Here is a 15,132-nt window from a genome sequence, read left to right as displayed (position 1 = left end):
TCGATGGCCTTCTGGGGGCGTGCGAATCTGAGGTCGGATCACGAGGATGCATCGGATTCGCTCGCGGCGCTCGACCTCGACCGGGAGGCGCCCGCCGCGCCCGCCGCGCCGGTGCCCCCGCTCGGGGCCGCGGATGTGATCCAGGCCCGGCTCGGCCTGTCCGAGGTCCAGCGCAAGACTCTCGACGCCCTGATCGACGAGCTCGGGATCATCTCGGCCGATGTCGAGACCGACGTCCACGGCCTGTCGGACCGGTTCCAGCGCATCGCCACGACCACACGCGGCCAGTCGGAGATCGTGCAGGGGCTGGTGACGGCGATCCAGTCGGTGCGGATCGACGGGACCGAGCGGCCTCTCGCCGAGGTCGCCACGGCGCTCGGCGAGATCCTCGCGATGCTCAACGACAAGATCGGCTTCATGTCGTCCCGCGGCGCGACCATGGAGGGCGCGCTGAACGGCGTGCTGGGCGAATTGTCCTCGGTGGACGGCAGCGTCGCCGAGATCGAGAAGATCAACCGGCAGACCAACCTGCTGGCCTTGAACGCCAAGATCGAGGCCGCCCGGGCCGGGGAGGCCGGGCGGGCCTTCGCGGTGGTGGCCGACGAGGTCCGCAGCCTGGCCGGCGCGATCAACGCCCTGTCCGGGGTGATCAAGCAGCAGATCGGCTCGATCGCGGGCGGCCTGCGCAGCAGCCACGCGCTCCTGCACGACATCGCCACCATCGACATGTCGGAGGAGAGCCGCAACGCCGACGCCCGGGTCCGCGTGGTGATGCAGGCCTTGGTCGAGCAGAGCTCGCGGTTCGCCGGCGTGCTGAGCCAGACCGTGCAGACCACCGAGGCGATCACCCAGGACGTCTCGGGCGCGATCGTGGCCATGCAGTTCCAGGATCTCGCCAAGCAGCGCATGCAGAATCTGCAGGGGATCCTGCGCGCCCTGCAGGCCGAGCCGGGCGGCCGTGCCGAGGCGGAGCGCGACTGGGCCGAGGCGCTGATCGCCGGCTGCACCCTGGGCGAGGTCCGGGAGCGGCTGTCCCGCCGCCTGCTCGGCACCGCGGCGCCGGCGCCGGACGCGGATGATGATCCCCTGGCCGGGGTGGATCTGTTCTGATCCGGAGGCGGCCTTTGCAGAACATCAGGTGCATTCAACAAAAGGTCCTGGGGAGTTATCCAATACATTAAGGAAAATCGTTGGTCTTATGCAATTAGTAGACATTGACGGAAATATATGTTGGAAAAATAGTGAGTAAGCGGTAATTTATAGCATCTTTTCCAGACTGGAATGGATCCGGAGTCTGAAAAAATCGGGACGGAAAAACTTTTAACTCAGATCAGGTCTTCACTTTTTAACGATTTTAAGGTAGTGTCATTCCTGTGTGATGGACCGAGTCTTCGGTCGATCGGGCGTCAGCCGGCAGGATCGCGAGATCTAGCCTCGGGTCGGCGACCGGGCCGGGTGCGGAATTGCCCCGGTTCCTCGAAAGACGGTGCAACGGGATCCGCTCGACGATGACTGATCACGATCCGCGCGCGGTATTTCTGGCCGAGGCCAACGAGCTTCTCGATCGGCTGGAGACGACGCTGCTCGACCTCGGCGACCGGCCGGACGATTCGGCGCTGATCGACACCGCGTTCCGGGCCCTGCACACGATCAAGGGATCGGGGGCGATGTTCGGCTTCGACCGGGTCGCCGCCTTCACGCACGATTTCGAGACCGCCTTCGACCTCGTCCGCCGCGGCGAGGTCCCGACCAGCGCCGACCTGGTCAACGTGTCGCTCTCGGCCAAGGACTATATCCGCACGCTGATCGAGGATCCCGACGCCACCGCCCCGGTGATCGGCGAGGCGATCCTGGCCGAGCTCGAGCGCCTGATCAGGCGCGCGAAGGAGGCGCCCGAGACCGAGCTGGCGGCCGAAGGGCCGAGCCCGGATGCCGCGCCCGAGGGCTGGCGGATTGGGATCGCCTTCGCCCCGGACGTGCTGCGCAACGGCACGAACCCGCTGGCCCTGCTCGACGAGCTGCGCGAGCTCGGCCCCTGCACGGTTGTGCCGCGCGTCGCGGACCTGCCGGACCTCGCCGGCCTCGACCCGGAGAGCCTGGCGCTCGGCTGGGATGTCACGCTCCGCGGGGCCGCAACCCGCGCGGCGATCGAGGACGTCTTCCTGTTCGTGCGCGACGACATGGTGCTGACCCTGGCGCCGCTGGACGCGCCCGAGCCCGCCGCCGAACCCGTCCTGGATCCTTCGCCCGCGCCCGTTCCGGTGCCGATGCCGGCTCCTGCCCCGGCCCCCGCCCGATCCGTTGCCACACCGGCCGTCGAGCCTGCACCCGCGCCCGCCGCGAAGCCGCCCGAGGCCGAGCGCAAGGGCCCGGCCCGCAGCACCGAGCCGCGCGGGTCCAGCACCATGCGGGTCGAGGCCGAGCGGCTCGACGAGCTGCTCGACCGGGTCGGCGAGCTGGTCATCGCCCAGGCCCGGCTGAGCCAGCTCGCCGGCCTGCACGCCGATGGCGGGCTCCAGACCATCGCGGAGGAGATCGAGCGGCTCTCGGCGCAGTTGCGCGACACCACCATGAGCATCCGCATGGTGCCGATCGGCGCCCTGTTCAGCCGGTTCCGGCGCCTGGTCCACGACCTGTCGGGGGATCTCGGCAAGCCGGTCACCTTCGTCACCGACGGCGAGGAGACCGAGCTCGACAAGACCGTGATCGAGCGGCTGGCCGATCCGCTGGTGCACCTGATCCGCAACGCCATCGACCACGGCATCGAGGACCCGGCCCGGCGCAGCGCCTCCGGCAAGAACGCCACCGGGCGCATCACGCTCTCCGCCGAGCATGTCGGCGCCCAGGTCCTCGTGACCGTGCGCGACGACGGCGCCGGGCTCGACGTGACGCGCATCCGGGCCAAGGCCGAGGAGCGCGGGCTCGTCGCGCCCGGCACCCCGCTCACCGACCAGCAGGTCTACCAGTTCCTGTTCGCGCCGGGCTTCTCCACGGCGCAGCAGATCTCCGCGCTCTCGGGCCGCGGCGTCGGCATGGACGTGGTCAAGAAGACCATCGAGGGCCTGCGCGGCTCGATCGACATCACCACCGAGCCGGGGGCGGGCACCGCCATCGTGCTGCGCCTGCCGCTGACGCTGGCGATCATCGAGGGCCTGCTGATCCGGGTCGGGGAGGGGCGCTACGTGCTGCCGCTCTCGGCCGTGGAGGAATGCGTCGAGCTGCCCGAGAGCGGGCGCGGCGAGCGCGGCCGGGACTTCCTCAACATCCGCGGCGACCTCGTGCCGTTCCTGCGCCTACGCAGCCTGTTCGAGGCGGCCGGCGAGCCGGACCCCTACCAGAAGGTGATCATCGTGTCGGTGGGCGAGACCCGGTTCGGGCTCGTGGCCGACCAGATCCTCGGCAACCACCAGACGGTGATCAAGTCGCTGTCGAAGCTGCACGCCGACGTCACGACCTTCTCGGGCGCCACGATCCTCGGTGACGGCACCGCGGCGCTCATCATCGACCCGGCCCAGCTGATGGCCGGCGGGCAGATCGGCGCCGCCGCGGACGGGCTGCGCGAATTCCGTGAGGTGGCGTGATGACCGATTTCGTCGAAGCCATCGAGCAGGGCCACGCCCTCCAGGCCGTGATGATGCGCATCGGCACCGAGACCTTCGCGCTCGGGGCCGGGATGGTGCGCGAGATCATCGACCCGATCCCGACCACCCGGGTCGCCGGGGCGCGGCCGCATCTCGGCCACGTGGTCAACGTGCGCGGCAACGTCGTGCCGCTGGCCGATATTCGCGAGCGCTTCGGCATGCCGATCACCGCCGCGACCCCGGATACCCGCTTCGTGGTGATCGAGCTCGAACTCGACGGCGACCCGACCCTGGTCGCGCTGGTGGCCGACAAGGTGTTCGAGGTGACCGCGGTCGCCCTGGAGAGCCGCCAGCCGGCGCCGAAGATCGGCACGTCATGGCGGCCTGAATACATTCGCTCCATTGTGAAATCTGCCGAAGATTTTGTCATTATTCCAGACATGCCAGCAATTTTAAATTAATTTTAGGAGTCGAGAATATGCGGATTTCAATCAAGGCCAAGCTGGCCGCCGGGTTCGGCGCGATGCTCGTGCTCGCCGGTCTGGCCGGCGGCGTCGGCTATCGGGGCCTGATGGAATCCGACAGGAGCCTAGCGTTCCTCCGCGACCGCGCGGCGACGCAAGCCCAGATGCTGGAGGCCAAGGCCAACGCCATCCGCAGCACCGCCAACCTCCGCACGGCGGTGATCACCGTGAACGACGCCCAGATCGCCGATTCCCTCAAGCGCGCCCTCGACATGCGCAAGCGCGCCCAGGAAGCCATCGCCAAGATCAAGGCCAGTCCCTTGACCGGGGAGGCCGGCCAGCTCGTCCAGGACCTCGACCAGAAATACGAGACGCAGGTTGCCCTGGGCAACAAGATCGTCGAGCTGGCCAAGATGAACGCCAACGCCCGGGCCTGGTCCGAGATCGTGGGCGTGGGTCGTCCCGCCATCGCCGTCCTGCGCACGGAGCTGGCGGCGCTCACAACCAAGGCCGACGCGAACGCCCTCGATCTGATGAAGGCGGTGATGGCGTTCCAGATCCCCCTCGAACGGGCCTGGGGCCGGCTACAGGCCGCCACCGGCGCGGTCAGCGTTGCCCGGCTCGAGGAGCATGTGACCGCGACCAAGCAGATGCGCGATGAGATCGCCCGCGGCCTGGAGAACCTGCTCCGGGTCGGCGCCGCCGCGAAAGTTCCCACCGAGGCGGTCCGGCAGAGCTTCGAGACCTGGTTCGCCTCGTTCCAGAAGGCCCTTGCCACGATCGAGCCGGGCGCGCCCATCCACGCGATCGAGCTCGTGGCAGGCGAGTACAGCGTCGCGTCCGTGGCGACCAACAAGGCCTTCGACCTCCTGACCGATTACCAGGGCCGTCAGATGGCGGAGGCGGTCGAGCGCTCGAAGACGGCGTCGCAGGACAGCCAGACGCTGATGCTCGCGACCTTGGCGGGCGCGCTGCTCCTCGGCCTCGGCATCGCCGGCTGGCTCGCGGTCTCGATCTCCCGGGGATTGGCCCGGGCCGTGTCGCTCGCCGAGGCCGTCTCGGCCGGTGACCTGGACCAAAAGATCGCCGTGACCTCGAACGACGAGGTCGGCGATCTGGTGACCGCCATGAACCGGATGACCGACAACCTGAGGGAGACCGCCGCCCTCGCCAACGCGATCGCGGGGGGCGACCTGACCGTCGAGGCCAAGCCGCTGTCCGACAAGGACACGATGGGTCTCGCCCTTCAGACGATGCTGAGCCGGCTCCGGGCCGTGGTGACCGAGGCCGCCACCGCCGCCGGCAACGTCTCGGCGGGCTCGCAGGAGCTGTCGGCCTCGGCCGAACAGCTGTCGCAGGGCTCCAGCGAGCAGGCGGCCTCCACGGAAGAGGCCTCGGCCTCGGTCGAGGAGATGGCCGCCAACGTGAAGCAGAACGCCGAGAATGCCAGCCAGACCGAGGCGATCGCCCGGCAGTCGGCCCAGGATGCCGAGGCCAGCGGCGCCGCCGTCGGCCGGGCGGTGGACGCGATGCAGACCATCGCCCAGAAGATCACCATCGTGCAGGAGATCGCCCGGCAGACCGACCTGCTGGCGCTGAACGCCGCCGTGGAGGCGGCCCGGGCCGGCGAGCACGGCCGCGGCTTCGCGGTGGTCGCCTCGGAGGTGCGCAAGCTCGCCGAGCGCAGCCAGGCGGCGGCGGCCGAGATCGGCACGCTGTCCTCCGACACGGTCAAGGCGGCCCAGCAGGCCGGCGAGATGCTCGGGCGTCTGGTACCCGACATCCGCAAGACCGCGCTGCTGGTGGAGGAGATCTCGGCGGCGTGCCGCGAGCAGGATGTCGGCTCGGCGCAGATCAATCAGGCGATCCAGCAGCTCGACAAGGTGACCCAGCAGAACGCCAGCGCATCCGAGCAGGTCTCGGCGACCTCGGACGAGCTCGCCACGCAAGCGGAGCGGCTGCAGGCGACCATCGCCTATTTCCGCCTCGGCGCGGCGGATGCAGGCACGGGTGCGGCGGCGCAGCTGCGGGCGACGGCGGCCCGGATGGGCACGTCGGCCAAGGCCGCCGACAAGACTTCCGCCAAGGCCCGCGTCGGCCGGCCCACCCTGGCGGCGGGCAGCGGCTTCGCCCTCGACATGGGCGAGGGCGATTCCCGCGACGCCGACTTCATCCGCGCCGCCTGAGCGTCCCCAAGCCGAGCGTCCCGCCCCCTGGGGTGCGTCCTCGGATCAAACCGCCCTCCGGGCCCGCCCGGACCACACCAGCCGCAGGGTGCTCCCGATCGAGATCCCCGCCCGCTCCATCGACGTGAAGGATAAGACCATGAACTTGCTCGACAACATCTCGATACCGCGAAAGCTGTTCCTGGCCTTCACGTTGATGCTTCTCGTCGGCCTCGGCATCAACGGCGTGGTCTACTGGAAATCCTCGGAGATCCGGCAGTCGGTGAACTGGACCGACCACACCATCAAGGTGATCGACGCCGCCGACCGCTCGCTCGCCGGCATGGTCAACCAGGAGACCGGCTATCGCGGCTTCCTGCTGTCCGGGGACGCCAAGTTCCTGGCGCCCTACCAGAAGGGCTGGGAGAGCTTCAACACCGCCTGGCGGCAGGCCAAGGAGCTGACCTCCGACAACCCGGCCCAGCAGGAGCGGCTCGAGAAGATCCGCAAGCAGGCCGAGGCCTGGCACACCGGCGTCGCCGAGAAGGGCATCGCCGGGATGGCCAATCCCGAGACCCGCGAGGCCGCGCGCCAGACCGAGATCGCCGGCGCCGGCAAGGAGGCCATGGACGGCCTGCGCGCCGAGATCGCCGACTTGGTCAATGTCGAGAACACGCTGATGCGCACCCGCCAGGACGCGCAGAACGCCGCCTTCGACACGACCACGCAGATGATCCTGCTCGGCATCGTCGCCAACCTGGTGATCGCCGTCGCCATCGGTCTGCTGCTGGTGCGCACCGTGGCGAAGCCCGTGACCGCGATCAGCACCCGCCTGGCGACCCTGGCCACGCCGTTCGAGACCGGGCGCCTCGACGAGGTCGGCCGGATCCAGGGCACCGCCCAGGCGGTGGAGCAGGCCTTCCGGGAGATCTCGGAGGTGCTGGTCGCCGTCTCGATCGGCGATTTCACCAAGACCCTGTCGAAGGATTTCGGCGGCCTCAGCAGCGAGGTCCAGGCCAACCTGCGCGCCACCACCTAGAACCTGCAGGTTCTGGCCAAGGTCGCGCAGTCGATCGCCGCGGGTGACCTGACCATCGAGGCCAAGCGCCTGTCCGACAAGGACGTCCTCGGCACCGCCCTGGAGCAGATGCTGGCCAAGCTCCGCGCCGTGGTGACCGAGGCCGCCACCGCCGCCGGCAACGTCTCGGCGGGCTCGCAGGAGCTGTCGGCCTCGGCCGAGCAGCTGTCGCAGGGCTCGACCGAGCAGGCGGCCTCCACGGAAGAGGCTTCCGCCTCGGTCGAGGAGATGGCCGCCAACGTGAAGCAGAACGCCGAGAATGCCAGCCAGACCGAGGCGATCGCCCGGCAATCGGCCCAGGATGCCGAGGCCAGCGGCGCCGCGGTGGGACGGGCGGTGGACGCGATGCAGACCATTGCCCAGAAGATCACCATCGTGCAGGAGATCGCCCGCCAGACCGACCTGCTGGCGCTGAACGCCGCCGTGGAGGCGGCGCGCGCCGGCGAGCACGGTCGCGGCTTCGCGGTGGTCGCCTCGGAGGTGCGCAAGCTCGCCGAGCGCAGCCAGGCGGCGGCGGCCGAGATCGGCACGCTGTCCTCCGACACGGTCAAGGCGGCCCAGCAGGCCGGCGAGATGCTCGGGCGGCTGGTGCCCGACATCCGCAAGACCGCGCTGCTGGTGGAGGAGATCTCGGCGGCCTGCCGGGAGCAGGATGTCGGCTCGGCACAGATCAACCTGGCGATCCAGCAGCTCGACAAGGTGACCCAGCAGAACGCCAGCGCCTCCCAGCAGGTCTCGGCCACCTCCGAGGAACTGGCCACCCAGGCCGAGCGGCTCCAGGCCACCATCGCGTATTTCCGCGTCGACGACGCGGCCGTGGATCCGACCGCGCAGCTGCGGGCGACGGCGACCCGGATGGGCACCCCGGCGGCCGGTCCGGCCCGGCTCAAGGCCCGCGGCGCCCGGGCGGCCGCGACCCCGAGCGGCGGCTTCGCCCTCGACATGGGCGAGGGTGACGCCCGCGACGCCGATTTCATCCGCGCCGCTTGAGCAAGACAGTTCCCCGCGCGGGGATCGCCCCGCGCGGACAGATTGAGCCCCCTGAACAGGTCAGACCCATGCGTTTCACGATCCGGGCCAAATTGGCCCTGAGTTTCGGCCTGATGCTCGCCCTGCTGGGCGGAGCCGGGTATCTCGCCATCGCGGGGCTGGGCGCCTCGAACGCGCGGATGCAGGCCTTCGCGGCCGGCCCGTTCGCGCAGGTCCAGCGCGCCCTCCGGTTCGAGACCATGACGGTCGACACGGCGCGCCTCTACGCCCGGGCGATGCTCGACCCGGCCGATGCCGGGCGGGCCCAGGTCGCGGCCGACATCAAGGCCCAGGACGAGCGGTTCCGGGCCCTCCTGAAGGAGTTCCTGGAGCAGACCTCGCCGGAGGAGCGGGCCCGGGTCCAGCCCTTGAAGGACGGCTGGGATCGGCTGGCCGAGATCGTGGCCAAGGGCACGGACTTCGCCGTCAAGAACGGCAACAACACCGCCATCGCGCTGGTCGGCGGCGAGCAGCTGGCCGCCTACAACGTCGTGACGACCCGGATCGAGGAGCTGGCCGCCCGGCCGGACCTGTCCAACGAGAACCGCCGCCTCATCGACGCCATCGACCTGCGGGTGACGCATCTCCTGGCCGAAATCTACCGCGAGGTGATGATCAGCGACGACGCGCTGCTGGCGAAGTTCGCCGCCGAGTATCAGGAGCATCGCCGCCAGCTCGACCAGGATCTCGCCCGCCTCACCGAGGCCGGCCGCGCCGCCGGCTTCCTTGACGGGGCCCGGGCGGTCACCGTCGCGATCAAGGCCTGGGAGCCGATCGGTGAGCGCATCTTCGCCCTCGGCCTGGCCAACACCGACGCCAAGGCAATGCAGATCCTCGTGGGGCCGTTCACCCAGGCGCGGACGGCGGTCATCAACGAGGCCGCGAAGCTGCGCGCCTACGAGGAGAGCCTGGCCCAGACCTTCGTTCGCGAGACGCAGGCCGCCTACGAGACCGCCCGCCTGCTCCTGATCGGCGTCATCGCCGGCGCGGTGGCGATCGGGCTCGCCATGGCGATCTGGCTGTCGCTCTCGATCTCCCGGGGCCTGCAGCGGGCCGTCGATGCGGCGAGCCGCGTCGCCGCCGGCGACCTGAAGCAGGACGTGGTCACGTCCGGTCGCGACGAGATCGCCGACCTGCTGCGCGCCGTCCAGGCGATGAACCTGAAGCTGCGCGAGGTGGTGGGCCAGGTCATCCTCGCCTCGAGCAACGTGTCGGCGGGCTCGCAGGAGCTGTCCTCCTCTGCCGAGCAGCTGTCGCAGGGCTCCACCGAGCAGGCGGCCTCCACGGAAGAGGCCTCGGCCTCGGTCGAGGAGATGGCCGCCAACGTGAAGCAGAACGCCGAGAATGCCAGCCAGACCGAGGCGATCGCCCGGCAGTCCGCCCAGGACGCCGAGGCCAGCGGCGCCGCCGTCGGCCGGGCGGTGGACGCGATGCAGACCATTGCCCAGAAGATCACCATCGTGCAGGAGATCGCCCGCCAGACCGACCTGCTGGCGCTGAACGCCGCCGTGGAGGCGGCGCGCGCCGGCGAGCACGGCCGCGGCTTCGCGGTGGTCGCCTCGGAGGTGCGCAAGCTCGCCGAGCGCAGCCAGGCGGCCGCGGCCGAGATCGGTACGCTGTCCTCCGACACGGTCAAGGCGGCCCAGCAGGCCGGCGAGATGCTCGGGCGGCTGGTGCCCGACATCCGCAAGACCGCGCTGCTGGTGGAGGAGATCTCGGCGGCCTGCCGCGAGCAGGATGTCGGCTCGGCGCAGATCAACCTGGCGATCCAGCAGCTCGACAAGGTGACCCAGCAGAACGCCAGCGCGTCCCAGCAGGTCTCGGCCACCTCCGAGGAGCTGGCCACCCAGGCCGAGCGACTCCAGGCCACCATCGCGTATTTCCGCCTCGACGAGACGGAGTCGCGCCTCGACGTGGCGGCGACGCAGCTGCGGGCGACGGCGGCCCGGATGGGAGCCCCGGCCAAGGCGAGCGTCAGGCCCGCCGACAAGACCCGCGCCGGCCGCCGCACCCTGGCCGGCGGCGGCGGCGGCGGCGGCGGCTTCGCCCTCGACATGGGTGAGGGCGATTCCCGCGACGCCGACTTCATCCGCGCCGCCTGAGCGGCCCCGCACCGCGCGGGCGTTCCCCGCGCGGTGTCTCTCCCTGAAATCACCGATCCCTATGCTGCCGCGGCGATGGCCCGTGCCCCCCGGTTCGGGCGGGACGCGACCGGCAGCCGGCCCAGCCGGAGACCAGCATGTCCAGCGTGTGGCAATACCTGACCCTCGGCCTCGATCGCGAGATCTTCGGGATCGACATCGAATCCGTGCATGAGATCCTGGATTACCGCCCGCCCGCGGCCCTGCCGCACGCGCCGCCGTTCTTGGTCGGCATGATCGACGTGCGCGGCCAGAGCTACCCGGTGGTCGACCTGCGCACCAAGCTCGGGCTGCCGGCGATTCCGGTGACCCCGGCGACGCGGATCATCCTGCTCAACATCGCCATGGGCGAGCGGGCGATGCGGGTCGGCTTCGTGGCCGACCGGGTCATCGAGGTGACCGAGCTCGACAGCGCCGAGCTGGAGCCCGCCCCCGATGTCGGGGGCCGCTGGCGCTCGACCTACATCGCCGGCATCGGCCGCAAGGGCGAGGCCTTCGTGGTGGTGTTCGATCTGCAGGCGCTGATGGCGGGCGACGACCCCGCCCTTCTGATGCCGTCGCTCGCGGCCTGATCGCCGCGCAAGGACCGATTTCATGCCGCGCCTCAAAGACCGCCATTTCGAGACGGTCGCCGACCTGATCCAGGAACGCGTCGGGATCCAGATCCCGCCGGCCAAGCGCACCATGGTGGAGGGACGGCTGCGCAAGCGCATGCGCGCGCTCGAGATCGAGACGCTGACGGAATACGGCCGGCACGTCTTCGAGGAGGGTCACCTCGCCGAGGAATTCGTCCACATCATCGATTGCGTCACCACCAACAAGACCGACTTCTTCCGCGAGCCGGCGCATTTCGACCAGCTCCGGGACGAGCTGATCCCGATGCTGCGCCGGAACGGCATCACCCAGGCGCGGCTCAAGCTGTGGAGCGCCGCCGCCTCGACGGGGGCGGAGGCCTACACGCTCGCGATGGTGCTGCACGACATGGCGATGGCCGGGCACGCGCTCGACTACGCGATCCTCGGCACCGACGTCTCCACGGAGGTCCTGCGGGTCGCCGCGGACGGCATCTACCCGGAGGACGTGCTGCAGGCGGTGCCGCAGCATTTCCGCCGACGCTACGTGATGCAGGCCCGCAACCCGGCCTGGAAGGTCGGACGGATCGTCCCGGAGCTGCGCGCCCGGGTGCGCTTCAAGCACCTGAACCTGATGAATGCCCAGTATCCGGTCGATCGCGACGTGGACATCATCTTCTGTCGCAACGTCCTGATCTATTTCGACAAGGACACCCAGCGGGCGGTCCTGTCCCGGCTCGCCACGCATCTGCGGCCCGGCGGCTTCCTGGTGGTCGGCCATTCGGAATCGATGGCCGGGGCCGGTGTGCCGGGCCTGGCGCAGGTCTCCTCGACGATCTTCACCCGGGTCGAGGGCGCCATCGGATGACGCGCAAGCCGCCGATCCGCGTGCTGATCGTGGACGATTCCGCCTCGGTCCGGCAGACCCTGGTGGGCATCCTGGACGCGGCCCCCGACATCACCGTGCTCGGCACGGCGGCCGATCCGTTCATCGCGGCCCGGCGCATTCACGAGGAGGTGCCGGACGTCATCATCCTCGACCTCGAGATGCCCCGGATGGACGGGCTGACCTTCCTGCGCAAGATCATGGCGCAGCGGCCGATCCCGGTGATCATCTGCTCGACGCTCACCGACCAGGGCTCCCGGAGCCTGTTCGAGGTGCTGGAGGCGGGGGCGGTGGACGTCCTGCCCAAGCCCCGGGTGGATACCCGACAGTTCCTGATGGAATCCTCCGTCCGGGTCTGCGACGCCGTGCGGGCCGCGGCCGGGGCGAAGCTGCGCCCGAGCCGGCCGCCGCTCCGGGCGGTCGAGGCGAAGCTGACCGCCGACGCCGTGCTGCCGCCCACGACCCGCATCCGCAGCGTGGCCGGGACCGACCCGATCGTCTGCATCGGCGCCTCCACGGGCGGGACCGAATCCCTGCGCGACGTGCTGGAGGTGCTGCCGGTCGATTGCCCGGGCCTGGTCATCGTCCAGCACATGCCCGAATACTTCACCGCCGCCTTCGCCCGGCGGCTGGACGGGCTCTGCGCCATCGCGGTCAAGGAGGCCGAGGACGGCGATGCGGTCGCCCCCGGTCGGGCCCTGATCGCTCCGGGCGGGCGTCACCTGCTGCTCCAGCGCAGCGGCAACCACTACACCGTGGCGGTGAAGGACGGCCCGCTGGTCTCGCGCCACCGCCCCTCCGTGGACGTGCTGTTCCGCGCCGCCGCGCAATGCGCCGGCGCCAACGCCCTCGGCATCCTGATGACCGGGATGGGCGACGACGGCGCCAACGGCCTCCTGGAGATGCGCCGGGCCGGCGCGCTCACGGTGGCGCAGGACGAGGAGAGCTGCGTGGTGTTCGGCATGCCCAAGGAGGCGATCGAGCGCGGCGCTGCCGCCAAGGTCCTGCCGCTCGACCGGCTCCCCCACGAGATCATCCGCTTCGGCCTCGCCCCGGTGCTGCGCCAGCCGGCGTGAGGCGGGGATCCGCCGCGATCCCCGTCAGGCGCCGCGCAGCAGGGCGCCGAGCGCCTCGGTGAGGCGATCGGCGACCCGGCGGATCCGGGCGTTGCCGCGCACCTCCTCGTGCAGAACCAGCCAGACCGGCAGCGGCGCGAGGGTCAGGCCGATCTCCGCCCGCTCCAGCTCGGGGTGGCGCCCCGCCAGCAGCACCTGCGCGAAGCCGAGGCCGGCCCCGGCCAGCATCAGGTTCCAGTAGACCATCTGGTCGTCGCAGCGGATCGGGAAATCCGTGCGCGCCGCCCGGAGACCGTGGGCGGCATAGGCCCGCAGCAGCGCGTCGCTGCGATCGAAACCGAGGACGTCGTGCTCGGCCAGGTCGGCCACGGTGCGGGGCCGGCCGCGACGGGCGAAATAGCTCTGTGCGCCGAACAGCCCGAGCGGCGCCTCCCCGAGCCTGCGGGCGATCAGGGCGTTCTGGGTCGGGTCGAACATGCGGATCGCGATGTCGGCATCCCGGCGCAGCAGGTTCTGGGGCTGATCCGAGGCGACGAGCTCGATCTCGATGCGCGGCTCGTCCGCCCGCAAGGCCGCCAGGATCGGTGGCAGCAGCAGGTTGGCGACGATTACCGAGGCGGTGATGCGCACGGTCCCGCTCAGGCCCTGCGCCCGCCCTCGCGCCTTGCGCGCCAGGGCATCGGCGGCTTCGCCCATGGCGCGCGCGTCGTCGATCAGGCCCAGGGCCGCCTCGGTCGGTTCGAGCCCCCGCGCCGTGCGGGTGAACAGGGTGACGCCGAGCGCCGTCTCCAGCGCACGGATATGGCGGCTCAGGGTCGGCTGGGTCGCGCCGGTGCGGGTGGCGGCCGCCGACAGCGAGCGCATCTCGACCACCGCTAGGAAGGAGCGCAGCAGGGTCCAGTCCGGGGTATTCATTTGTGAGGGAATAGCATGCGGAAATCCTGTCTCGCCATGCAGCGATGAATGGGCGAGTCTCACGGCATTCCCTCAGGAGAACACGCGATGACCGGAACGGTGACGGGGGCGCCGCGGCAGCTGCTGCGCCTCGAAGGCCTGCTCGTCCTCGTCGCCGCATCGGTGACGTATGGCCGCCTGGAGGCGGGCTGGTGGCCGTTCGCGCTGCTGTTCTTCGCCCCCGACCTGACCCTGCTCGGCTACGGCGCCGGGCGTGCGGCCGGGGCGGCCCTCTACAATGCCGGCCACTGGTACGGTCTGCCCGCGGCCTGTGTGGCCTGGGGCGTGCTCGCACAGGCGCCGGAGATCCTGGCGGCGGGCCTGATCTGGGCCGCCCATATCGGCTTCGACCGCGCCCTCGGCTACGGCCTCAAATACCGGGCCGGCTTCGGCATGACCCATCTCGGGGCGATCGGCACCGGCGACCGCGCCGCTCCGTCTCAATCACAGGCGCGCGCGTCCCAAGTTTCGCGCGCCCGTTGACTTTGGTCGGGCGCGATCCTTCCTGCACATCTCCGATTACACCCAGGCCTGTGCCGAGGGGCGGGTCGTTTCATCGATGTCCTGGGCGAAGAGATTCCACACGATGCTGGCGACGATGCTTCTCAGCCGCTGGTCGATCGTCGCGTTCAACGTCGTGATCCTGATGCCGCTGACCTTGGCCCTCTACGAGGTCGTATCGTTGCTGTGGGGGGCGGGTTTCGGGCACCACGAATCGATCCAGGAGGCCGGGCACATCATCGAGGGGATGGGCGTGATCCTGATCGGTTGGGGTGTCGTCCTGGAGGAGCGGGCGGGCGTCAGCCATCTGCTGGGCGGCCTGCCGACGGAAGAACCGGACTACGAGGCCGCCCTCGACGCGCTCTGCCATCATGTCGGCCTCGCCCTGCTGGTGCTGGGCCTGATGGCCGAGATCTTCCTCCAATGCGTCGAGGTGCCGGACCACATCATCCACACGGACGGGATCGAGCGCGTGGTCCTGACCGGCAGTGCCGGCTTCCTGGCGCTGGGTCTCGCGACCCTGGTCCGGCACGTGATCGGCCTGGCGCTCTTCCGCGGACCCGGCCGGATCCCGACCGTCGCGGCGGCGCCGGGCGCCGGCGGGCCTTAGCGTCCGGTCCTGAACGGCGGCTGCCGGCATTCGGAAGGCGGGGTGCGGCGGCCGCAGGGGATCGCGCCCGGCCTC

General features: G+C 70.3%; 12 protein-coding genes and 1 pseudogene. 12 read left to right on the top strand and 1 reads right to left on the bottom strand.

The window, feature by feature from the left end:
- Window positions 1-3 precede the first annotated feature (3 nt).
- The 10 genes and pseudogenes from LGR69_RS32035 (at window position 4) to LGR69_RS13140 (ending at window position 12,992) form a co-directional block, all read left to right on the top strand.
- A complete protein-coding gene (locus tag LGR69_RS32035; RefSeq protein ID WP_307354832.1) occupies window positions 4-1,110 on the top strand; it encodes a methyl-accepting chemotaxis protein in 1,107 nt (368 codons plus the stop codon).
- 398 nt (window positions 1,111-1,508) lie between these two features.
- Window positions 1,509-3,581 carry a chemotaxis protein CheA gene (locus tag LGR69_RS13180; RefSeq protein ID WP_230366289.1) on the top strand — a complete coding sequence of 691 codons (2,073 nt, stop codon included), beginning with the start codon at window positions 1,509-1,511 and terminating at the stop codon, window positions 3,579-3,581.
- Entirely contained in the window at window positions 3,581-4,042 is a 462-nt protein-coding gene (locus tag LGR69_RS13175; protein WP_230366288.1) for a chemotaxis protein CheW, read from the top strand. Before LGR69_RS13180 ends, LGR69_RS13175 begins: the two co-directional genes overlap by 1 nt.
- Before the next feature lie 17 nt (window positions 4,043-4,059).
- Window positions 4,060-6,231 carry a HAMP domain-containing methyl-accepting chemotaxis protein gene (locus LGR69_RS13170; protein ID WP_230366287.1) on the top strand — a complete coding sequence of 724 codons (2,172 nt, stop codon included), beginning with the start codon at window positions 4,060-4,062 and terminating at the stop codon, window positions 6,229-6,231.
- A gap of 139 nt (window positions 6,232-6,370) precedes the next feature.
- Entirely contained in the window at window positions 6,371-7,249 is an 879-nt protein-coding gene (locus LGR69_RS32190; RefSeq protein WP_370881361.1) for a CHASE3 domain-containing protein, read from the top strand.
- 21 nt (window positions 7,250-7,270) lie between these two features.
- Window positions 7,271-8,278: pseudogene (locus tag LGR69_RS13160) on the top strand (methyl-accepting chemotaxis protein); the annotation flags it as partial.
- 68 nt (window positions 8,279-8,346) lie between these two features.
- Window positions 8,347-10,419: a HAMP domain-containing methyl-accepting chemotaxis protein gene (locus tag LGR69_RS13155; RefSeq protein ID WP_230366286.1), complete on the top strand. Its 2,073-nt coding sequence runs from the start codon at window positions 8,347-8,349 to the stop codon at window positions 10,417-10,419.
- Window positions 10,420-10,556: 137 nt separating this feature from the next.
- On the top strand, window positions 10,557-11,030 hold the full coding sequence (locus LGR69_RS13150; RefSeq protein ID WP_007569473.1) for a chemotaxis protein CheW: 474 nt from the start codon (window positions 10,557-10,559) through the stop codon (window positions 11,028-11,030).
- A gap of 22 nt (window positions 11,031-11,052) precedes the next feature.
- Window positions 11,053-11,898 (top strand): CheR family methyltransferase, encoded by an 846-nt coding sequence (locus LGR69_RS13145; RefSeq protein WP_091865227.1) that lies wholly within the window; start codon window positions 11,053-11,055, stop codon window positions 11,896-11,898.
- On the top strand, window positions 11,895-12,992 hold the full coding sequence (locus LGR69_RS13140) for a protein-glutamate methylesterase/protein-glutamine glutaminase (RefSeq protein ID WP_007569475.1): 1,098 nt from the start codon (window positions 11,895-11,897) through the stop codon (window positions 12,990-12,992). Before LGR69_RS13145 ends, LGR69_RS13140 begins: the two co-directional genes overlap by 4 nt.
- A 24-nt stretch (window positions 12,993-13,016) precedes the next feature.
- Here LGR69_RS13140 and LGR69_RS13135 read toward each other — a convergent pair whose 3' ends face one another.
- On the bottom strand, window positions 13,017-13,907 hold the full coding sequence (locus tag LGR69_RS13135) for a LysR family transcriptional regulator (RefSeq protein ID WP_230366285.1): 891 nt from the start codon (window positions 13,905-13,907) through the stop codon (window positions 13,017-13,019).
- A gap of 87 nt (window positions 13,908-13,994) precedes the next feature.
- On the opposite strand from LGR69_RS13135, the gene LGR69_RS13130 reads away from it, so the two are divergent.
- On the top strand, window positions 13,995-14,429 hold the full coding sequence (locus tag LGR69_RS13130) for a DUF4260 family protein (protein WP_122161472.1): 435 nt from the start codon (window positions 13,995-13,997) through the stop codon (window positions 14,427-14,429).
- Window positions 14,430-14,532: 103 nt separating this feature from the next.
- On the top strand, window positions 14,533-15,057 hold the full coding sequence (locus tag LGR69_RS13125) for a hypothetical protein (RefSeq protein ID WP_230366284.1): 525 nt from the start codon (window positions 14,533-14,535) through the stop codon (window positions 15,055-15,057).
- The last annotated feature ends 75 nt before the right edge of the window (window positions 15,058-15,132 follow it).

Source organism: Methylobacterium brachiatum (assembly GCF_020523825.1).
Taxonomy (GTDB): Bacteria; Pseudomonadota; Alphaproteobacteria; order Rhizobiales; family Beijerinckiaceae; genus Methylobacterium; species Methylobacterium brachiatum.
Note: the sequence above shows the minus strand (reverse complement) of the source record. Positions and strands in the feature narration are given on the sequence as shown.